The sequence below is a fragment of the Microbacterium sp. NPDC091676 genome (assembly GCF_044756645.1).
Lineage (GTDB): Bacteria > Actinomycetota > Actinomycetes > Actinomycetales > Microbacteriaceae > Microbacterium > Microbacterium paraoxydans_D.
Genome location: NZ_JBIVTI010000002.1, coordinates 438,842 through 457,391 on the forward strand (window position 1 = coordinate 438,842; position 18,550 = coordinate 457,391).

At 68.0% G+C, this 18,550-nt stretch carries 24 protein-coding genes; 1 reads left to right on the top strand and 23 read right to left on the bottom strand.

What is annotated here, in order from left to right:
• The 7 genes from ACIQID_RS15250 to ACIQID_RS15280 form a co-directional block, all read right to left on the bottom strand.
• Complete coding sequence (locus ACIQID_RS15250; protein WP_400286650.1) at positions 1 to 882, bottom strand: carbohydrate ABC transporter permease; 882 nt, start codon at positions 880 to 882, stop codon at positions 1 to 3.
• Positions 883 to 947: 65 nt separating this feature from the next.
• Positions 948 to 2,231, bottom strand: a complete 1,284-nt coding sequence (locus ACIQID_RS15255) for an extracellular solute-binding protein (RefSeq protein ID WP_400286653.1) — start codon at positions 2,229 to 2,231, stop codon at positions 948 to 950.
• Between the two features lie 19 nt (positions 2,232 to 2,250).
• A complete protein-coding gene (locus ACIQID_RS15260; protein WP_400286656.1) occupies positions 2,251 to 3,255 on the bottom strand; it encodes an SIS domain-containing protein in 1,005 nt (334 codons plus the stop codon).
• A 190-nt stretch (positions 3,256 to 3,445) separates the two neighbouring features.
• The gene (locus ACIQID_RS15265) at positions 3,446 to 4,243 is read right to left on the bottom strand and encodes a sulfite exporter TauE/SafE family protein (protein WP_331202030.1); all 798 of its coding nucleotides are present in this window, start codon (positions 4,241 to 4,243) and stop codon (positions 3,446 to 3,448) included.
• Between the two features lie 46 nt (positions 4,244 to 4,289).
• On the bottom strand, positions 4,290 to 5,837 hold the full coding sequence (locus tag ACIQID_RS15270; RefSeq protein WP_085606370.1) for a tripartite tricarboxylate transporter permease: 1,548 nt from the start codon (positions 5,835 to 5,837) through the stop codon (positions 4,290 to 4,292).
• Positions 5,837 to 6,397 carry a tripartite tricarboxylate transporter TctB family protein gene (locus ACIQID_RS15275; protein WP_331202032.1) on the bottom strand — a complete coding sequence of 187 codons (561 nt, stop codon included), beginning with the start codon at positions 6,395 to 6,397 and terminating at the stop codon, positions 5,837 to 5,839. Before ACIQID_RS15275 ends, ACIQID_RS15270 begins: the two co-directional genes overlap by 1 nt.
• Before the next feature lies 1 nt (position 6,398).
• Positions 6,399 to 7,418 carry a tripartite tricarboxylate transporter substrate-binding protein gene (locus tag ACIQID_RS15280; RefSeq protein WP_312675616.1) on the bottom strand — a complete coding sequence of 340 codons (1,020 nt, stop codon included), beginning with the start codon at positions 7,416 to 7,418 and terminating at the stop codon, positions 6,399 to 6,401.
• Between the two features lie 160 nt (positions 7,419 to 7,578).
• On the opposite strand from ACIQID_RS15280, the gene ACIQID_RS15285 reads away from it, so the two are divergent.
• A complete protein-coding gene (locus tag ACIQID_RS15285) occupies positions 7,579 to 8,799 on the top strand; it encodes a PAS domain-containing protein (protein ID WP_312675617.1) in 1,221 nt (406 codons plus the stop codon).
• Positions 8,800 to 8,853: 54 nt separating this feature from the next.
• Here the strand turns inward: ACIQID_RS15285 and rplQ are convergent, their stop codons facing one another.
• The 16 genes from rplQ to rpsH all read right to left on the bottom strand — a co-directional run bounded on the left by rplQ (position 8,854) and on the right by rpsH (position 18,541).
• A complete protein-coding gene (gene rplQ / locus ACIQID_RS15290) occupies positions 8,854 to 9,426 on the bottom strand; it encodes a 50S ribosomal protein L17 (protein WP_312675618.1) in 573 nt (190 codons plus the stop codon).
• Between the two features lie 34 nt (positions 9,427 to 9,460).
• Complete coding sequence (locus tag ACIQID_RS15295) at positions 9,461 to 10,450, bottom strand: DNA-directed RNA polymerase subunit alpha (RefSeq protein WP_025102386.1); 990 nt, start codon at positions 10,448 to 10,450, stop codon at positions 9,461 to 9,463.
• Between the two features lie 130 nt (positions 10,451 to 10,580).
• A complete protein-coding gene (rpsK, locus tag ACIQID_RS15300) occupies positions 10,581 to 10,979 on the bottom strand; it encodes a 30S ribosomal protein S11 (RefSeq protein WP_017829189.1) in 399 nt (132 codons plus the stop codon).
• A 30-nt stretch (positions 10,980 to 11,009) separates the two neighbouring features.
• Positions 11,010 to 11,384 (bottom strand): 30S ribosomal protein S13, encoded by a 375-nt coding sequence (rpsM, locus tag ACIQID_RS15305; protein WP_062632862.1) that lies wholly within the window; start codon positions 11,382 to 11,384, stop codon positions 11,010 to 11,012.
• A gap of 178 nt (positions 11,385 to 11,562) precedes the next feature.
• Positions 11,563 to 11,679, bottom strand: a complete 117-nt coding sequence (rpmJ, locus tag ACIQID_RS15310; protein ID WP_005050492.1) for a 50S ribosomal protein L36 — start codon at positions 11,677 to 11,679, stop codon at positions 11,563 to 11,565.
• A 64-nt stretch (positions 11,680 to 11,743) separates the two neighbouring features.
• Entirely contained in the window at positions 11,744 to 11,965 is a 222-nt protein-coding gene (infA, locus tag ACIQID_RS15315) for a translation initiation factor IF-1 (RefSeq protein ID WP_018171468.1), read from the bottom strand.
• A gap of 173 nt (positions 11,966 to 12,138) precedes the next feature.
• Complete coding sequence (locus tag ACIQID_RS15320) at positions 12,139 to 12,810, bottom strand: thioredoxin domain-containing protein (RefSeq protein ID WP_312675620.1); 672 nt, start codon at positions 12,808 to 12,810, stop codon at positions 12,139 to 12,141.
• A complete protein-coding gene (map, locus tag ACIQID_RS15325) occupies positions 12,810 to 13,661 on the bottom strand; it encodes a type I methionyl aminopeptidase (RefSeq protein ID WP_312675621.1) in 852 nt (283 codons plus the stop codon). Before map ends, ACIQID_RS15320 begins: the two co-directional genes overlap by 1 nt.
• A 1-nt stretch (position 13,662) precedes the next feature.
• Positions 13,663 to 14,268 carry an adenylate kinase gene (locus tag ACIQID_RS15330; protein WP_312675623.1) on the bottom strand — a complete coding sequence of 202 codons (606 nt, stop codon included), beginning with the start codon at positions 14,266 to 14,268 and terminating at the stop codon, positions 13,663 to 13,665.
• Positions 14,265 to 15,587 (bottom strand): preprotein translocase subunit SecY, encoded by a 1,323-nt coding sequence (secY, locus tag ACIQID_RS15335; RefSeq protein ID WP_312675625.1) that lies wholly within the window; start codon positions 15,585 to 15,587, stop codon positions 14,265 to 14,267. The genes ACIQID_RS15330 and secY overlap by 4 nt, the downstream gene beginning before the upstream one ends.
• A 153-nt stretch (positions 15,588 to 15,740) precedes the next feature.
• Positions 15,741 to 16,358 carry a 50S ribosomal protein L15 gene (gene rplO / locus ACIQID_RS15340; RefSeq protein WP_312675627.1) on the bottom strand — a complete coding sequence of 206 codons (618 nt, stop codon included), beginning with the start codon at positions 16,356 to 16,358 and terminating at the stop codon, positions 15,741 to 15,743.
• Positions 16,358 to 16,543 (bottom strand): 50S ribosomal protein L30, encoded by a 186-nt coding sequence (gene rpmD / locus ACIQID_RS15345; protein WP_017201575.1) that lies wholly within the window; start codon positions 16,541 to 16,543, stop codon positions 16,358 to 16,360. Before rpmD ends, rplO begins: the two co-directional genes overlap by 1 nt.
• Positions 16,543 to 17,217 carry a 30S ribosomal protein S5 gene (gene rpsE, locus ACIQID_RS15350; RefSeq protein WP_200838869.1) on the bottom strand — a complete coding sequence of 225 codons (675 nt, stop codon included), beginning with the start codon at positions 17,215 to 17,217 and terminating at the stop codon, positions 16,543 to 16,545. The genes rpmD and rpsE overlap by 1 nt, the downstream gene beginning before the upstream one ends.
• A gap of 20 nt (positions 17,218 to 17,237) precedes the next feature.
• Complete coding sequence (rplR, locus tag ACIQID_RS15355) at positions 17,238 to 17,597, bottom strand: 50S ribosomal protein L18 (protein ID WP_025102394.1); 360 nt, start codon at positions 17,595 to 17,597, stop codon at positions 17,238 to 17,240.
• Positions 17,598 to 17,599: 2 nt separating this feature from the next.
• On the bottom strand, positions 17,600 to 18,136 hold the full coding sequence (gene rplF / locus ACIQID_RS15360; RefSeq protein WP_312675630.1) for a 50S ribosomal protein L6: 537 nt from the start codon (positions 18,134 to 18,136) through the stop codon (positions 17,600 to 17,602).
• A 6-nt stretch (positions 18,137 to 18,142) separates the two neighbouring features.
• The gene (rpsH, locus tag ACIQID_RS15365) at positions 18,143 to 18,541 is read right to left on the bottom strand and encodes a 30S ribosomal protein S8 (protein WP_136028890.1); all 399 of its coding nucleotides are present in this window, start codon (positions 18,539 to 18,541) and stop codon (positions 18,143 to 18,145) included.
• Positions 18,542 to 18,550: the final 9 nt, after the last annotated feature.

The window sequence follows — 18,550 nt, forward strand, 5'->3', positions numbered from 1 at the left end:
TCATTGCCTCCCGCTTCGGAACGAGACCATCTGCACGACGGACAGCACGAGCGTGATCACGAAGATCAGGCTCGCGATCGCCGAGGCGTAGCCCATCTCGTTCTGGAAGAAACCCTGGTTGTACATATAGGTCGCGAGGACCTGGGTGGTGTTTCCCGGACCGCCCTTGGTCAGGATGTAAGGCTCGTTGAACACCGTGAAAGCGCCGGAGACGGTGAGGATCATCGCGACGAAGATCATCTCCTTGGCCTGCGGGACGGTGATGCTGAAGAACTGGCGAACCCGTCCGGCGCCGTCCAGCGACGCGGCTTCGTAGTACTCCTCCGGGATCTGCTGCAGTGCGACGACGTAGAGCATGCAGACGTAGCCGATGCTCTGCCACTGGGAGACGCCGATGACCGCTCCCATCGCCGTATCGACATCGGCGAGCCACGCCGTCTGCAGGCTGCCGAGTCCGATCGCCTCCAGCAGAGCGTTGAGGAGTCCGCCGCGGGCGTTGTACACGAACGTGAACAGCAGCGCGATCACGGTCATCGAGATCACGGCGGGCAGGAAGTACACGCTGCGCAGGAATGCGCCCATGCGCGCACCGAGCAGCCGGGTCAGCCAGGCGGCGATCACGAGGGCGCCACCCACTTGGCACACGATCGAGACGATCGCGTACAGGATGTTGTTGCCCAGGGCCGTCGCGATGATCGGATCACCGAAGAGCCGCGCGAAGTTGTCGAGGCCGACGAAGCGCATCTCGCCGCTGCCGGCGCTGAAGGAGAAGAAGCCGAAGGCCGCATTGGCGACCAGCGGGTAGTACACGAACACCCCGATCAGGATGATCGCGGGAAGCACGTAAAGCAGGTTCGACCAGGCTCGAGAGCGTGTTCTCATCACGGTGTCTCTTCCGAAAGGTGGGAGGGGCCGCCGGCCGAGGATGCCGGCGGCCCCAGTGCGGATCAGGAGGCGTCGCGCACGCGCTTCGCGGCTTCCTGCACGGCGGCCATGACCCCCTCGGGGGTCTGCTGGCCGCTGAGCATCAGCTGAGTCTCGGACAGGTACGCCTGCACGATCTGCGGATCGTAGGCGTTGTCGAGCCAGGTCGTCATCGCCGAGGCGTCGACGATCCCCTGGGCGAGCTCCCGTGAGATCTCGGGCACGTCGGCCTCCTCCACGGCCCCCTTGACCGGGCTCAGCTCGCCCGCGCGTTCCGCATAGGCGATACCGCTCTGCTTGCTGAGCAGGAACTCGAGGAACCGCTGCGCCTCCTCGGGGTGCTCCGTGGTCTTCGAGATCGCGAAGCCCTCCGGTGCCCCGGTCAGCTCCGCCGGATCGCCCTTGCCTCCCTCGACCGCAGGGAAGTTGAACGTGCCGTACTCGAACTGCGCGTCGCCGAAGTACCCCACCTCGGCGCTCTGCATGTACATGATCGGCGCCTCCCCCGCGATCCAGGCGTTACGCGCGATCTCATGACCGACGGCCGTGAGGTCGTCGTTCATGTACTCGGCGAGTTCCTGGAAGCGCTCCAGCGCCCGGACATACCCCTCGTCCGTGAACGCGCCGGTCGCCGGATCCTGATCCGCTGCGAACACCTCCGGATCGACGACACGCTGATTCAGCGTGCCGACGTAGTGCGCGATCGTCCACTGCTCCTGCGCACCGTACTCGATCGGGGTCATGCCGGCGTCCTGGATCGTCTCCAGGACGTCGATGAACTCGTCCCACGTCGCCGGCGGCTCGAGACCCAGCTCCTCGAACACGTCTTTGTTGTAGAAGAACAGCTTCGACTGCATCCCCACCGGCAGACCGTAGGAGGTGCCGTCCACCTCGAAGGCTTCCAGCTGGCTCGGGTAGAAGCTGTCGCGGAAGTCCGTGTCCTCCTCGAGCCACGGCCCGAGATCGAGCAGGGCGTCATTGGAGACGAGCTCGTCCACGAACGAACCGCTCCAGGTGAACAGGACGTCGGGAGCGTTGGCGGAGCCCGCGACGACCTTCACCTTGTCCTTGTAGGCGTCGTTGAGCACGCTCTCGACGGAGACCTTGATGTCGGGGTTCTCCTTCTCGAACTCCGCCACCATGTCGTTGTAGTACGAGTTCTTCGGCTCGTTGGGCCAGCGGTGGAAGAAGCTAATCTCCACCTGGCCGTCCGACGCCTCGCTCTCGCCTCCGGCGCACGAGGCCAGGGGCAGGACGAGGGCCGCGGCGGCCGCAGCCGCCACGCCGATCCGGGCTGATGTTCGCATCGTTGCGATCCTTTCGTTCCTAGTACTCCATGCGCCACATGTAGCGGCGCACGCTGAGGGGGTGTCCTCGGTGGTCGGCGAGTGCATCCGCGTACGCGCGGAGCACGACGTTGAAGAGGAGGTGGGCGAAGATGCCGCGCACCTCCGGAGCGACGACGTCCAGGCCGAACTCCTGGGCGTCGAGGACGAGCGCCCGGTCCGAGTGCTTCGTGACGAAGTCCACCGCGCGCTGCTCGACGGCCCGCGTCTCGTCGAGTCCGAGCAGGGCGATGAACGGCACATCCTCCTCGGTGATCTCGAAGGGGCCGTGGAAGTACTCACCGGCGTGGATGGCGGCGGAGTGCACCCACTGCATCTCCTGCAGCAGGCAGATGGCGAACGAGTAGGCGGAGCCGTAGTTGGAGCCTGCCGCCATCGTGTAGATCAGGGGCTCGCGACGGTGGCGGTACCCCCAGGCATCGGCGGCAGCGGAGTGCGCCTCGCGCGCGGCCGGCACGAGGGTCGGCAGCTGGGCAACGGCCTCGTCTACGACACTGGCGATACCGGCCTGTTCGCGGTCGTCCAGGATGCCGGCCGCCAGGCGCAGCAGCAGCGCGGGACCGACGTAGGCCTCGCTCTTCCCCTCGCCGTGCTGATATGCCACCACGTGCTCCGATGCCGCGGCGAGCGGCGACGTCGGGTCGAACGTGAAGGCGACCGTGAGCGCACCGCGCTCGCGTGCATGCTTCGCCGCGGCGACCGTCTCCGGCGTGGTGCCGGAGTGCGAGCAGAGTACGACGAGGGTGTCGGCGTCGACCCGCGACGAGGCGCGGCTGGTGAACTCGGCAGCATTGAGTGCGGTCGCCTCGAGCGACACCGCCTTGGTGCCGAACAGGTACTCGATGGGCTGCATGACGGCAAAGGAGCCGCCGCAGGCGGTGAGCACGACGCGCGAGATGGTGTCTCGGGTCGCGATCGCCTGGCGGGCCGCAGCGAGCTGGTTCTCGATAGCGGCGGAGTCGACGAACAGAGCGGTGGCAGACAAGATGGTCCCTTCTGATGACCTTCGATCAAACATCATGACTCGTTATATGACGTCATGTGATGACTGACGATAGCGACCGCAGCGACGCCTGTAAAGAGGCGCGGCGGAAATCGTTCGCGCGAGTCAGGAAAGGGACGGGCCTGCCGCGCTTCAGCGGTCGGCTCGCGCCGCAGGAACGGCGGCCGCAGCTTCAGCCGCGCCGACGCCCGCGGATGGCCTTGAGTGCCATCTGCACCGCGATCACGACGAGATACGCGGCGAAGAGGAGGTTACCGACGGTCGGATCGACGATGGTCGCCAGCCAGGCGCCGAGCGCCGTGGTGGTGCACGCCGAGACGCCGATGAGCAGCGCGGCCAGGAGGTCGACGTTGCGGTTGCGGAGGTTGCCGACCGTGCCGGAGAGCGCGGTGGGGATCATCATGAGCAGCGAGGTGCCCTTCGCGACGAGGTCGCTCGTGCCGAACGCGAGCATGAGTACCGGGACGACGATGACGCCGCCGCCCACGCCGATGAGCCCGGCCAGGACGCCGGTGCCGATTCCCACGACCACCAGGGCGATCCCGGTGAGCCAGGTGAGCTCGAAGACGGCGTCGCGCGAGGGGATCACGAGGAAGAGGCTCACGATCACGACGACGAGGAAGCCGACGAAGCCCCAGCGGAGAGCGGTCTGCGAGATCCGCGGGAGCAGGCGGGTGCCGATCTGCGCGCCGACCACGGCCCCGGCGGCGAGGATCAGCGCCGGGATCCAGGCGACGGAGCCCGACGCCGCGTAGGAGATGACGCCGACCGCCGCCGTCGGGACGATCGCCGCCAGCGACGTCCCGGCCGCCAGCCGCTGGTCGAATGCGAGCAGGAGCACCAGCAGCGGGACGATGACCGTGCCCCCGCCGACGCCGAAGAGACCGGAGAGGAGGCCGGCGAGAAGGCCGATGCCGATGAATGCCGCGTAGGCGCGGGGCCCGCGTTTCAGGACCGTCGCATCGTTCACCGGATCAGCCTACTCCCGGCCTCTCCCCCGCTCGAATCGTGCCGGGTCAGACCTCCGAGTCCGCCTTGACGGGCACCGCGATGGACTCCGTGAGCGCCTGCTCGTACCGGCGCTGCCGGCGCCGCAGCCACAGCCCGCCGGCGATGAGCAGCGCGAGGATCACGTAGGCGACCGCGGAGAACGGCTGCGCGATGAGCGTCGTCAGGTCGCCCTGGCTGAGCTGCAGCGCGCGCCGCAGCTGCTCCTCCCCCATCGGCCCGAGGATCATGCCCACCACCAGCGGTGCCACCGGGAACCCGTACCGCCGCAGGAAGTAGCCGAGGACGCCGATGATCAGCAGGATCAGGATGTCGACGACCGCGAAGTTCAGCGCGTACGCGCCGAAGGCGGCGAACAGGAGGATGCCCGCGTACAGATACGGGCGCGGGATCTGCAGGAGCTTCACCCACATGCCCACCAGCGGCAGGTTCAGCACGAGGAGGATCACGTTGCCGATGTAGAGGCTCGCCACCAGCGCCCAGACGAGGTCCGCCTGTCCGGTGAACAGCTGCGGCCCGGGTTGCAGACCGTACGTCTGGAACGCCGTGAGGATGATCGCCGCCGTCGCCGTCGTCGGCAGCCCGAGCGTGAGCAGGGGCACGAGCACGCCCGCGGCGGCCGCGTTGTTCGCCGACTCCGGGCCCGCGACGCCTTCGATGGCCCCACGGCCGAACTCGTCCTTGCGGCGCGAGAGCTTGCGCTCGGTCGCGTAGGACAGGAAGGTCGCCACGTCCGCACCGCCGGCGGGGATCGTGCCGATCGGGAAGCCGATGGCCGTGCCGCGGAGCCAGGGCTTCCACGAGCGACGCCAGTCGTCCTTCGTCATCCAGCTGCGCCACCCGCGCGACACGGGGATCACGTCGATCGCGCCGTGCCGCAGGCGGGCCGCGACGTACAGCGTCTCGCCGACCGCGAAGAGCCCCACTGCCACGAGCACCACGTCTATGCCGTCCGCCAGGGGCAGCAGGCCGAGCGTGTACCGCTGCTGGCCCGAGAGCCAGTCGGTGCCGACCAGGCCGAGGAACAGGCCGACGCCGAGCGACAGCAGGCCGCGCGGCACGGAGGACCCCATCAGCGCACCGACCGTCACGAAGGCGACGACGATGAGGGCCACGTAGTCGGCGGGCCCGAGATTCACGGCGAACTGCGCGAGCACCGGGGCGAGCAGCGTCAGGCCCACGGTGGCGAGGGTCCCGGCGACGAACGACCCGAGCGCCGCGGTGGCCAGGGCCGCTGCGCCCCGGCCGAGCTTGGCCATCTTGTTGCCCTCGATCGCCGTCACGATCGACGACGACTCCCCCGGGGTGTTCAGCAGGATGCTCGTGGTCGACCCGCCGTACATGCCGCCGTAGTAGATCCCCGCGAAGGTGATGAGTGCCGCGGCCGGTTCCAGCGTGTAGGTGAGGGGAAGCAGCAGGGCGACGGTCATCGCCGGCCCGATGCCGGGGAGCACGCCCACGGCGGTGCCGATCAGCACGCCGAAGAAGGCGAACACGAGGTACTGGGGCTGCAGCGCGGTCGCGAACCCCTCGAGGAGCAGACTCCAGCTGTCCATCAGAACATCCTTCCCAGCCAGCCGAGCGCCGGTCCCCACGGGAGCGACAGCCCGAGCAGACCACCGAACACGACCTGCACGACGAGCGCGAGGATGGCGCCGATGAGGAGCGCCATCCACCACCGGCGGGCGCCGAGCGCCCACGCGACGCCGCCGAACAGCAGCGCCGCCGCCGGGGCCCAGCCGAGCGGCTCGATGAGGAGCAGATGAGCGACCACGAGCGCCACGATCTTCACGAGCGTGAGCCAGTCGGTCGGCAGGCTCTGATCGACGTCCTCCCCCTCCTCCGGCACGCCCCGGTGGCCCCGGAGGATGCTCACCACGACGGCGAGGGAGGAGCCGAGCAGCAGGATCGAGACGAACAGCGGGAAGACCGTCGGGCCGACCTGGCCACCCGCGGGCACATGGATGGTGAAGACCCCGGCGAACGCGAACACGCCGAGGGCCACCATAAGCAGGGCGAAGACGAGCTCCCCCCGCGGCAGGGACGCGACGAGACGTGCGGACCGACGGCCGTCGGTCCGCACCTCCTCGCCGGGTCCGGAAGACCCGGTCGTCATCTCAGCCGACCAGCCCGATGTTCTGCAGCGTCGTGGTGACCTCGGCGATGTTGCCGTCGAGGAACTCGTCGAACTCCGCGCCGGTGAGGAACGCGTCCGCCCAGCCCCGGGTCTCCAGCTCGTCCTTCCAGGCGTCCGACGCCTCCAGCTCGGTGACGAGGCGCTCGAGCTCCGAACGCTCCGCGTCGCTGATCCCGCCCGGGGCGATCACGCCGCGCCAGTTGGTGAGCACGACGTCGTACCCGGAGTCGGTGATCGTGTCGACGTCCGGCAGCTGCGTGACCGGCTCCTCCGACGAGACGGCGAGGGCCTTCATGGTGCCGGCCTCGATGTGCTGCAGGAACTCGCCCACGCCGGAGATGCCCGCCGAGACCTTGCCGCCCAGGATCAGCGAGGTGGCCTCGCCGCCGCCCGAGTTGGGCGTGTAGTTCAGCTTCTCGGCGATCTCCGCGCCGTCGAGTCCCGCCTCCTCGAGCAGCAGCCCGGCGAGGATGTGGTCGGCTCCCCCGGCGGAACCGCCCGTGATCGTGACCTCCTGGCCCTTGTCCACGACGTCCTCGACGAGGTCCTCCAGGGTGTCGTACTCGGAGTCCGCGGGGACGACCACGACGAGGGGCTCGTCGGTGAGTCGGGCGATCGGGGTCATGTCCTCGATGCGGACGGCGGAGGCATTGGTCTCCACCGCGCCCACCATCACGAGGCCCATGACCATGAGGGTCGCCGGGTCCTTCTCGTTGGCGAGCTGCGCGAGCCCGACCGTGCCTCCGGCGCCGCCGACGTTGGTGACGGGCGCCGAGCCGACGATGTCCTCCTGGGTGAGCAGCTGCGAGAGGGCGCGGCCGGTCTGGTCCCAGCCGCCGCCCGGGTCGGCGGGGACGACGATGTTGACGTCGGTGATGGCGACCGCGTCGTCACCGCCGTCGGAGCCGGCCGTTCCGCCGTCGGCGGTCGAGCACGAGGTGAGGACGAGGGCGGTCGCGGCGACTGCCGCGGCGAGGGTCCCGATACGGGCGTGATTCATGGCGCTCCTCCTTGAGCGTTCGGGTGCAATCCGTCCACTGTCGAGGTGCGGATGCGCCCGCTCAAGCTTCGGAAACCATTGGTCGCGTTCCGTAACTATTGGTCGCGAACAGCTCCGTCGCCGGCTCGCGGCCCGTCCACCCACCCGGGAGAATGGATCCGTGGCCTCGAAGATGACGCTCCGTGTGCAGCTGCTCGCGCTGCAGGCGCTGATCGTGTTCCTGGTGACCCTCGGCACCGGGATCGCCGCCGGGGCGTTCCAGGAGAACGCGCTTCGCGAGGCCTACAAAGACCGCATGCAGGCGGTCGCCCAGTCCGTCGCTGCTCTCCCGGTCGTCCTCGATGCGTTCGACGACGAGGATCCGGCCGCCGCCATCCAGCCGGTCGCCGAGGTCATCCGCGAGGCCTCCGACCTCGCGTACGTCGTGGTCGCCAACGACGAGGGCATCCGGTACTCGCATCCGAACAGCGACCGCATCGGCGAGCGGGTGTCCACCGACCCGTCGATCCCACTCGGCGGCGAGATATTCGTCGGCACGCAGACCGGTACGCTCGGGACCTCGTGGCGGGTGAAGGTGCCCATCCGCGACGAGGACGGCGCGGTGATCGGCACCGCGTCCGTCGGCATCCTGGAGTCCGAGCTGAACGAGGAGTTCACCAGCAACCTCGTGGGTCTCATCTCCGCCATGCTCGTCGCGGCGGTCCTCGGGGTCTTCGGGGCCGCATGGGTGACGTCGTTCATCCGTCGCCGCATCTACCGCCTCGAGCCGCACCAGATCGCGGCCCTGGTCAAGAACCAGGAGACGACCCTGCACGGGTTGAGCGAAGGCGTCGTCACGGTGGACGGCGCCGGTCGCATCACCCTCGTCAACGACGCGGCCGCGCGCTTCCTCGGCCGCGACGCCGCCGATCTCGACGGCGCTCCCGCGGACGAGGTCCTCGGGGAGGAGCTCAGCACGGTGCTCCGCGAGGGCGAGGCCGCGGGACGCCCCGTCATCGTCGGCTCGCATGTGCTCGTCGCCCGCAGCACCGCCTCCGGGAACGGTTCCGCCGACGTGGGGGCGACGCTCCTGCTCCGCGACCACACCGAGCTGCACGACGTCGTACGCCGGGTCGAGGCGGCCGACGCGATCATCGCCTTCCGGGAGCGGTACGGGTTGCCGAAGGGGCTGAGTGCCGAGACCCTGGAGCGGGTCTCCGCCGCCCTCGCCGCCCGACCGGATGCCTCGGCGACCGAGATCGGGGACGACCTCGCCATCTCCCGCGTCAGCGCCCGTCGCTATCTCGAGCACCTCGCCGCCACAGGCCAGGCCGTGCGGTCTTTGGACTACTCGACCAAGGGGCGCCCCGGAGCGCGCTATCGGATCACCGATCCCCGCTGAACGACGAAGCCCGCCACCCCGAGAGGGGCGGCGGGCTTCGTGGGAGAGCAGTCCCTACTCGGACTTCTTCTCGACAGCGTCCTCGGCGGCGGCCTCAGCGGCCTCGCCCTCGGCCTGCGACTCGGCGCCGGCCTCGGCAGCCGTGTCGTCGGCAGCGGTCTCGTCCGCGGGAGCCTCGACGGTCTCCTCGGCGGGAGCCTCCTCGGCAGCAGGCTTCTCGTCCTTCGGAGCCGCGGCGGCCTTCTTGGCCGACTTCGCCTTCGGGGTGACGGGCTCGAGGACGAGCTCGATCACGGCCATGGGAGCGTTGTCGCCCTTGCGGTTGCCGACCTTGGTGATGCGCGTGTAGCCACCCTCGCGGTCCGCGACGAGCGGAGCGATCTCGTTGAACAGGACGTGCACGACTTCCTTGTCACCGATGACCGACAGCACGCGACGGCGGGCGTGGAGGTCTCCGCGCTTGGCGAAGGTGATGAGGCGCTCGGCGAGCGGACGCAGGCGCTTGGCCTTCGTCTCGGTCGTCTTGATCGACTTGTGGGTGTACAGCGCAGCGGCGAGGTTGGCAAGCAGCAGGCGCTCGTGGGCGGGGCCGCCTCCGAGGCGGGGACCCTTGGTGGGCTTGGGCATAATCGTCTAACTCCTGGTCAGAAAGGGTCGGGTATCAGAAGGACTCGTCTTCGCTGCCGCCGTAGAAGTGGGCGCCGTCGAAACCGGGCACCGAATCCTTGAGCGACAGACCGAGCGAGATGAGCTTGTCGCGCACCTCGTCGACCGACTTCTGGCCGAAATTGCGGATGTTCATGAGCTGCGTCTCCGACAGGGCGACGAGCTCAGAAACGGTGTTGATGCCCTCACGCTTCAGGCAGTTGTACGAGCGGACCGACAGGTCGAGGTCCTCGATCGGCATCGACAGCTCGCTGGAGTTCACAGCCTCCACCGGCGCCGGGCCGATCTCGATGCCCTCGGCCTCGACGTTCAGCTCGCGGGCGAGACCGAACAGCTCGGTGAGCGTCTTGGCAGCCGAGGCGACGGCGTCGCGGGGGCTGATCGCCGACTTGGTCTCGACGTCGAGGATGAGCTTGTCGAAGTCGGTGCGCTCACCGGCACGCGTGGCGTCGACGCGGTAGCTGACCTTGAGCACGGGCGAGTAGATCGAGTCGATCGGGATCTGACCGGCCTCGGCGTACTCGTTGCGGTTCTGCGTCGCGGAGACGTAGCCACGGCCGCGCTCGATGGTGAGCTCGAGCTCGAACTTGGCGGTGTCGTTGAGCGTCGCGATGACGAGCTCGGGGTTGTGCACCTCGACACCGGCCGGAGCCGAGATGTCGGCGGCGGTCACTTCACCGGCACCGGTCTTGCGGAGGTACGCGGTGATGGGCTCGTCGCGCTCGCTGGAGACGACCAGCTGCTTGATGTTGAGGATGATCTCGGTGACATCCTCCTTCACGCCGGGGATCGTGCTGAACTCGTGCAGCACACCGTCGATGCGGACGCTGGTGACAGCGGCGCCGGGGATCGACGACAGCAGGCTGCGACGCAGCGCGTTGCCGATCGTGTAGCCGAAGCCGGGCTCCAGAGGCTCGATGATGAACCGGCTCCGGTTCTCGACGATCTTTTCCTCGGTCAGTGTGGGACGCTGTGCAATAAGCACTCTGTGTTCCTTTCGATCACATGCCCGCTATATGACATGTGGTGGGGTGAGGTCTTGAGTTGTGGAAGTCGATGCCCCACGCGGGGCGCCGAGCCGCTCGACCCGAAGGACGAGCGGCTCGGCACACGCATCAGACGCGGCGGCGCTTCGGCGGGCGGCAGCCGTTGTGCGCCTGCGGGGTGACGTCCTGGATCGAACCCACCTCGAGGCCGGCGGCCTGCAGCGAGCGGATCGCGGTCTCGCGGCCGGAGCCCGGACCCTTCACGAGGACGTCGACCTTCTTCACGCCGTGCTCTGCAGCCTGGCGGGCAGCGGACTCCGCTGCCATGCCGGCGGCGTAGGGGGTCGACTTGCGGGAGCCCTTGAAGCCCACGCCACCCGACGAGGCCCAGGCGATGACGGCGCCGGACGGGTCGGTGATCGAAACGATGGTGTTGTTGAACGTCGACTTGATGTGGGCCTGGCCCAGCGCGATGTTCTTCTTTTCCTTGCGGCGCGGCTTGCGCGCGGCGGCCTTGGGTGCAGCCATGAAAGTGTTCTCCTAGTCCCTGGCCGCTGCTTAGCGGGCCTTCTTCTTGCCGGCGACGGTGCGCTTCGGGCCCTTGCGGGTACGGGCGTTGGTCTTGGTGCGCTGACCGCGGACCGGGAGGCCACGACGGTGGCGGAGGCCCTCGTAGGAGCCGATCTCGACCTTGCGGCGGATGTCTGCGGCCACCTCGCGGCGCAGGTCACCCTCCACCTTGTAGTTGCCTTCGATGTAGTCGCGGAGAGCGACGAGCTGGTCGTCGCTGAGGTCCTTCACGCGGATGCTCTCGTCGATGTCGGTCGCCTTGAGGATCTCGACCGAGCGGGTACGGCCGACGCCGTAGATGTAGGTAAGGGCGATCACCACGCGCTTGTCGCGCGGGATGTCAACGCCGGCAAGACGTGCCATGCGGTTCTCCTGGGTGTTGTGGAGGTGTGGAGCAGGATCGGTGCCCGGGCCTCCGTCCCGAGGTGTCAGCCCCCACGGCTCCGCCGGTTACCCGGTCGCTGAGCCTGTCGAAGCGTCTGATCCTGCCGTGTCGTATTGAGTTATGAGATTGCGAGAGCGGCGCTCACGCAGCGGGGGCTCAGCCCTGGCGCTGCTTGTGGCGCGGGTTGCTCTTGCAGATCACCATGACGCGGCCGTGGCGGCGGATCACCTTGCAGTGGTCGCAGATCGGCTTGACGCTGGGGTTGACCTTCATGATGTTTCCTGTTCGCTGTCTTCACCGGGCAGGCGGGAAGCCTGGGGTGTTACTTCTCGACCGATCAGCGGTAGCGGTAGACGATGCGGCCGCGGGTCAGGTCGTAGGGGCTGAGCTCCACGACCACGCGGTCCTCGGGGATGATGCGGATGTAGTTCTGCCGCATCTTTCCGGAGATCGTTGCCAGAACCTTGTGTCCGTTGCTGAGCTCAACGCGGAACATCGCGTTGGGCAGAGCCTCCGACACGACGCCCTCGATCTCGATGACACCGTCTTTCTTAGCCATAGCCTCGCTGACGCTTCTGCAGACCGGTCGATCTGCGGTGGGTGGGTGGTGAGCGGTACCGGGCCGGATCGGACACGCCGAACGCATGGCACAAGGCACCAAAGATCTATGTTATCCGACGACGCCCCATCCGGCAACTTGGCCGAACGGGGCGTCGAGCGGGATCGCGGGTGTCAGCCGAGCAGGTCGGTGAACCGCTTCATGTCTTCCTGGTTCTGCAGGTCGAGCCGCTCGCCGTCGATCTCGACGGTCGGCGTGCCCTGGATATCGTTCGCCTTCGCCTGCGCGGCACCGAACTTGCGGTACGTCTCGTCCGTGATGCAGGACACGACGTCGTCGCCCGCGCCGACCTGGGTGGCGAACTCGGCGAGCTGCTCGTTCGTGAGGCCGGGGCTGTTCTCCGCCGGCTGGTTCTCGAACAGCACCTTCGCGTAGTCGAAGTAGAGGTCGGAGTCGGACTCGGCGACGCAGAACGCGGCGCCGGCCGAGCGGGAGGAGAACTCGGTTCCCTGCGAGAAGCGGTCGAGGATCGCGATGGGGTGCTGCTCGAGGGTGATCTCCCCGCTCTGCGCCTTGGCCTCGAGGGCGGCGCCGAACTGGTCCTCGAAGGACTTGCAGACAGGGCACTGGAAGTCGAGGAAGACCGACACGGTGGTGTCGCCGTCGCCCATGGAGACGGAGCCTGCCTCGGCGTCGAAGTTGTCGCTGGCGGTCGGAGTGGCGCCGGGAGAGGTCGCCTGGTTGTTGAGGAACACCACGAGTCCGCCGAGGGCCACCAGGACCACGACGACGGCGATGGAGACGCCGATCGCGAACCAGTTGGTGTTGCTCTTCGCCGCTGCCATTACTTTCCGATCTCTCGAGGCTCGACCCCGAACGGGGCGAGTCCGGCTCTTCCACCATCGGGCGCGGTGAGCACCCAGATGCCCCCATCATGCAGGGCGACGCTATGTTCCCAATGTGAGCCGTCAGTGCCGTCGACCGTCGTGACGGTCCAGTCGTCGTCCTCCACGAACGTCGCCTCGCCGCCGGCGGTGACCATGGGCTCGATGGCGAGCACGAGCCCGGGCTTCACGTCCGCGCCGCGGTCGGGTGTCCGGTAGTTGAAGACGCTGGGCGCCTCGTGCATCTTCCGCCCGATGCCGTGACCGACGTACTCGCGGAGGATCCCGTAGGGCTCACCGCTCACGGCGGACGGCCCCTGCGCCTCGATGTAGTCCTGGATGGCGGCGCCGATCTCGTCGATCGACGACGCCGTGGCCATCGCGGCGATGCCGGCCCACATCGATCCCTCGGTCACGCGGGAGAGCTCCTCGCGGCGCGCGACGAGCTCCGGGCGCTCGGGGTCGGGGACGACGACCGTGATCGCGCTGTCGCCGTTCCACCCCTCGAACTGGGCGCCGCAGTCGACCGAGACGATGTCGCCGGGCTGGAGGACCCTCTCCCCCGGGATGCCGTGCACGACCTGCTCGTTGACCGAGACGCAGATGGTGTGGTGGTAGCCCTTGACGAGCTGGAAGTTCGACTCCGCCCCCCGCTGCAGGATGGCGCGGTTGGCGGCGGCGTCGAGCTCGATCGTCTTCACCCCCGGCTTGATGAGGGCGCGGACGGCGTCGAGGGCCTCAGCGGTGATGAGGCCGGGCTCGACCAGGGCTCGCAACTGAGCCGGGGTCTTGTAGATCGAGCGGCGGAACATCTCAGGCGGCGGAGGCGGCGGAACGCAGCCCGCGAGCGGCTAGGGCGGCGGCGATCCGCTCCGTGATCTCCTCGAGGGAGCCCACACCGTCGATGCGGTCGACGATGCCACGGCTGCTGTAGACCTCGATGATCGGCGCCGTCTCCTTCTCGTAGATGTCGAGTCGGTGCGCGATGGCCTCGTCCGTGTCGTCGGAGCGCCCCTGCTCGGCGGCCCGGAGCGCGAGACGGGCGATGCTCTCCTCGCGGGGGACGTCGAGGAGGATCACCGCGTCCAGCGCCTCGCCGCGTCCTTCGAGGAACGCGTCCAGGTGCGCCACCTGCGCGGTGTTGCGGGGGTAGCCGTCCAGGAGGAAGCCGTTCTGCGCGTCGTCCTGGCTCAGCCGGTCGCGCACGATCTCGCTCGTCAGCTCGTCCGGAACGAGGTCGCCCTTGTCGAGGATGGCCGTGACCTGCTGGCCGAGAGCCGTCCCCTCCTTGATGTTCGCGCGGAAGATGTCGCCCGTCGAGACGACGGGGATCCCGTAGGACTCGGCGATGCGCACACCCTGCGTGCCCTTGCCGGAACCCTGGGGACCGACGATGAGAAGACGTGCGGATGCTGTCATCGGAGAAGTCCTTCGTAGTGTCGCTGCTGCAGCTGGGCGTCGATCTGCTTGACCGTCTCGAGACCCACGCCGACGATGATGAGGATCGACGCGCCACCGAACGGGAAGTTCTGGTTGGCGCCGACCGTGGCGAGGGCGATCAGCGGGATGAGGGCGATCAGGCCCAGGTAGAGGGAACCGGGGAGCGTGATGCGGGTCAGCACGTAGTCCAGGTACTCCGCGGTCGGACGGCCGGCCCGGATCCCGGGGATGAAGCCGCCGTACTTCTTCATGTTGTCGGCGACCTCGACGGGGTTGAACGTGATCGCGACGTAGAAGTAGGTGAACCCGATGATCAGCAGGAAGTACGCCGCCATGTAGATCGGGCTGTTGCCGGAGGTGAAGTTCGCGCTGACCCAGCTGACCCACGCGGGCGGCGTCGAGCCGTCCTGCGGGGTGTTGAACTGGGCGATGAGCGCGGGGATGTACAGCAGCGACGAGGCGAAGATGACCGGGATCACACCCGCCATGTTCACCTTGATCGGGATGTACGTGTTCGTGCCGCCGTACGTCCGGCGTCCCACCATGCGCTTCGCGTACTGGACGGGGATGCGCCGCTGGGACTGCTCGACGAAGACGACGAGCCCCATCACGATGATGCCGACCAGCAGCACGAGGAGGAACACCTCGAAGCCGCGCGTCTGCCAGATGATCGACATCGCGCCGGGGAACGTCGCGGCGATGGAGGTGAAGATCAGCAGCGACATGCCGTTGCCGATGCCCCGCTCGGTCACGAGCTCGGCGAACCACATGATCAGACCGGTGCCGGCCGTCATCGCCATGATGATGAGCACCTGCGCCCACCAGACGTCGTTCGTGAGGAGCTGGGTGCACGCGCCGATGTCGGTCGTGCCGAAGAGCTGGCCGGTGCGGGCGACGGTGACGAGCGTCGTCGACTGCAGGAGCGCGAGGGCGATCGTGAGGTACCGCGTGTACTGGGTCAGCTTGGCCTGTCCGGCCTGGCCTTCCTTGTGCAGCGCCTCGAAGTGCGGGATGACGACGCGCAGGAGCTGCGTGATGATCGTCGCGGTGATGTACGGCATGACGCCGAGCGCGAAGATCGACAGCTGCAGCAGGGCGCCGCCGGAGAAGAGGTTGACGAGTCCGAGCAGACCCTCGGTGCCGGCATTGGCCGCGAGACACTGCTCCACGTTCGGGAAGTTGACGAACGGCGCGGGGACGTTCGAGCCGAGACGGTAGATCGCGATGATCGCGAGAGTGAAACCGATCTTCCGACGCAGGTCGGGCGTGCGGAAGATCCGCGCGATGGCGCTAAACAAGAACGTTCCTCCTGAAAAGGTGGCCGAACCCCCGAGGGGCGGCTGAAACACCAGGGTAACCCACTCCGAGGTCCGGGGAATGCGAGCGGTCGGCTTCTCCCCCGCCGAACCAGAAGAGGGGCCGGAGAATCTCCGACCCCTCTTCCGCAGTGGTTACTTGACGGATCCGCCCGCAGCCACGATCTTCTGCTCGGCAGAACCCGAGACCTTGTCGACCGCGACGGTGAGCTTCACGGCGATGTCGCCGTTGCCGAGAACCTTGACCTTCTCGTTCTTGCGAACCGCACCCTTGGCGACCAGGTCGCTCACGGTGACGTCGCCACCCTGGGGGTAGAGCTCCGCGAGCTTCTCCAGGTTCACGACCTGGTACTCGACGCGGAACGGGTTCTTGAAGCCGCGCAGCTTCGGCGTGCGCATGTGCAGCGGCATCTGGCCACCCTCGAAGCCGACGCGCACGGTGTTGCGGGCCTTGGTGCCCTTCGTGCCGCGACCGGCCGTCTTGCCCTTCGAGCCCTCACCGCGACCGACACGGGTCTTCGCGGTGTTGGAACCCGGGACGGGACGCAGGTGGTGGACCTTCAGCACACCGGGGCGGGACGCCGGGGCGTCCTTCTTCGGCGCGGCCTTGGCGGAGCCGTCGGCCTTCGCGTCGGCGGCAGCGGTCTTGGCCGGTGCCTTCTTCGCGGCGGGCTTCTTGGCAGCGTCGGCCTTGGGGGCGGCCGCCTTCTTGGTGGCCTTCTCGGCCTCGACGGCCTCGTTCTTCTCAGCCATTAGTCGATCTCCTCAACCTTGACGAGGTGGGCGACGGTCTTGACGTAGCCGCGCGTCTGCGCGTCGTCGGGGCGGACGGTGGTGTCACCGATCCGCTTGAGACCGAGGCTGCGCAGCGTGTCGCGCTGGTTCTGCTTCTCGCTCACCTTGGACTTGATCTGCGTGACCTTGAGTCGCGCGGCCATCAGGCACCTACCTTCTGTGCGGCGATGGCCTCGGCCTCGGCGCGGACGAGCCGGGCCGGGGCGACCTGGTCGAACTCGAGACCACGACGTGCGGCGACGGCGCGGGGCTCCTCGAGCTCCTTCAGGGCGGTGACCGTCGCGTGCACGATGTTGATCGTGTTCGACGAGCCGAGCGACTTGGACAGCACGTCGTGGATACCGGCGCACTCGAGCACGGCGCGGACCGGACCACCGGCGATGACACCGGTACCGGCGGCGGCGGGGCGCAGGAGCACCACACCGGCGGCCGACTCACCCTGCACGGGGTGCGGGATGGTGCTGCCGACGCGCGGGACGCGGAAGAAGTTGCGCTTGGCCTCTTCGACACCCTTCGAGATCGCCAGGGGGACCTCACGGGCCTTGCCGTAGCCGACGCCCACCAGACCGTTGCCGTCGCCGACGACCACGAGAGCGGTGAAGCTGAAGCGACGACCACCCTTCACGACCTTCGAGACGCGGTTGATGGTGACGACGCGCTCCAGGAACTGGTTGTCGCCGCGGTCGCGCGAGTTACGGTCGCGGCCGCCCTGGTTGCGGTCACGTCCGCCGCGGCGGCCGTCCCGCTGGTCGCGAGTGGGCTCAGCCTGCGTGGTGCCGGCGGCCGTCTCGGAAGTGGCAGCAGCCGCTTCGGTCACTTCGTTCTCCTTGTTGTCACTCACAGTGCCAGACCCCCTTCACGGGCGCCGTCGGCGATGGCGGCGACACGACCCGCGTAGCGGTTGCCGCCACGGTCGAACACTGCCTCGGAAACGCCTGCGGCCTTCGCGCGCTCGGCGAGGAGCTCGCCGACCTTGCGGGCCTTGGCGGTCTTGTCGCCATCCAGCGAACGCAGGTCGGTCTCGAGCGTGGAGGCCGAGGCGACCGTGTGGCCCTTGCTGTCGTCGACGAGCTGCACGAAGACGTGACGCGCCGAACGGTTGACGACGAGGCGCGGACGCACCTCGGTGCCCACGATCTTCTTGCGAAGACGGGCGTGACGACGCGCGCGGGCGTCGGACTTCGACTTCACAGCCATGGTTACTTACCAGCCTTTCCGGCCTTGCGACGCACGACCTCGCCGGCGTAGCGCACACCCTTGCCCTTGTACGGCTCGGGCTTGCGGATCTTGCGGATGTTCGCAGCCGCCTCGCCGACGGCCTGCTTGTCGATCCCGCTGACGGTGAGCTTGTTCGTGCCCTCGACCGTGAGCGTGATGCCGGCGGGCGGGTCGATCAGGACCGGGTGCGAGAAGCCGAGGGCGAACTCGACCGAGTTGCCCTTCTGCTGCACGCGGTAACCGGTGCCGACGACCTCGAGACCCTTGGTGTACCCCTGGGTCACGCCGATGATGTTGTTGTTGATGAGCGTGCGGGTCAGGCCGTGAAGCGACCGGGACTCGCGCTCGTCGTCGGGGCGGGTGACGAGAACCTGGTTCTCCTCGACCGACACCTCGATGGGGCTGGCCACCGTGAGGGTGAGCTCACCCTTGGGGCCCTTCACCGCGACCTCGCGGCCGTCGACCGAAACGGTCACGCCCGCGGGAACGTCGATGGGAAGTCGTCCAATACGCGACATTTCGGATTACCACACGTAGGCGAGAACTTCTCCGCCCACGCCCTTCTGCTCAGCCTGGCGGTCCGTGAGGAGACCGGAGGAGGTGGACAGGATGGCCACGCCGAGGCCGCCGAGGACCGTGGGGATCTCGGTCGACTTCGCGTACACGCGGAGGCCGGGCTTCGACACGCGCTTGATGCCCGCGATCGAGCGCTCGCGGTTCGGACCGTACTTCAGCGTCAGCGTGAGGTTCTTGCCCACGCGCGCGTCGGAGGTCTCCCAACCGGCGATGTAGCCCTCCTGCTGGAGGATCTCTGCGATGTGCGTCTTGAGCTTGCTCGACGGCAGCGTCACGGAGTCGTGGTGCGCCGAGTTCGCGTTGCGCAGACGGGTCAGCATGTCTGCGACCGGGTCTGTCATTGTCATTGTTGTCTA

Coding starts and splice junctions, on each gene's coding strand:
- rpmD (WP_017201575.1), bottom strand. CDS start 16,543: ATGGCCGCGCGACTCAAGGTCACGCAGATCAAGTCCAAGGTGAGCGAG.
- rplF (WP_312675630.1), bottom strand. CDS start 18,136: ATGTCGCGTATTGGACGACTTCCCATCGACGTTCCCGCGGGCGTGACC.
- ACIQID_RS15255 (WP_400286653.1), bottom strand. CDS start 2,231: ATGCGAACATCAGCCCGGATCGGCGTGGCGGCTGCGGCCGCCGCGGCC.
- ACIQID_RS15320 (WP_312675620.1), bottom strand. CDS start 12,810: ATGGCAGCGGCGAAGAGCAACACCAACTGGTTCGCGATCGGCGTCTCC.
- rpmJ (WP_005050492.1), bottom strand. CDS start 11,679: ATGAAGGTCAACCCCAGCGTCAAGCCGATCTGCGACCACTGCAAGGTG.
- map (WP_312675621.1), bottom strand. CDS start 13,661: ATGTTCCGCCGCTCGATCTACAAGACCCCGGCTCAGTTGCGAGCCCTG.
- ACIQID_RS15250 (WP_400286650.1), bottom strand. CDS start 882: ATGAGAACACGCTCTCGAGCCTGGTCGAACCTGCTTTACGTGCTTCCC.
- ACIQID_RS15270 (WP_085606370.1), bottom strand. CDS start 5,837: ATGGACAGCTGGAGTCTGCTCCTCGAGGGGTTCGCGACCGCGCTGCAG.
- rplO (WP_312675627.1), bottom strand. CDS start 16,358: ATGGCTGAGAAGAACGAGGCCGTCGAGGCCGAGAAGGCCACCAAGAAG.
- ACIQID_RS15330 (WP_312675623.1), bottom strand. CDS start 14,268: ATGACAGCATCCGCACGTCTTCTCATCGTCGGTCCCCAGGGTTCCGGC.
- rpsH (WP_136028890.1), bottom strand. CDS start 18,541: ATGACAATGACAGACCCGGTCGCAGACATGCTGACCCGTCTGCGCAAC.
- rpsK (WP_017829189.1), bottom strand. CDS start 10,979: ATGGCTGCACCCAAGGCCGCCGCGCGCAAGCCGCGCCGCAAGGAAAAG.
- rpsM (WP_062632862.1), bottom strand. CDS start 11,384: ATGGCACGTCTTGCCGGCGTTGACATCCCGCGCGACAAGCGCGTGGTG.
- rplQ (WP_312675618.1), bottom strand. CDS start 9,426: ATGCCCAAGCCCACCAAGGGTCCCCGCCTCGGAGGCGGCCCCGCCCAC.
- rplR (WP_025102394.1), bottom strand. CDS start 17,597: ATGGCTGTGAAGTCGAAGTCCGACGCCCGCGCGCGTCGTCACGCCCGT.
- ACIQID_RS15275 (WP_331202032.1), bottom strand. CDS start 6,397: ATGACGACCGGGTCTTCCGGACCCGGCGAGGAGGTGCGGACCGACGGC.
- infA (WP_018171468.1), bottom strand. CDS start 11,965: ATGGCTAAGAAAGACGGTGTCATCGAGATCGAGGGCGTCGTGTCGGAG.
- ACIQID_RS15280 (WP_312675616.1), bottom strand. CDS start 7,418: ATGAATCACGCCCGTATCGGGACCCTCGCCGCGGCAGTCGCCGCGACC.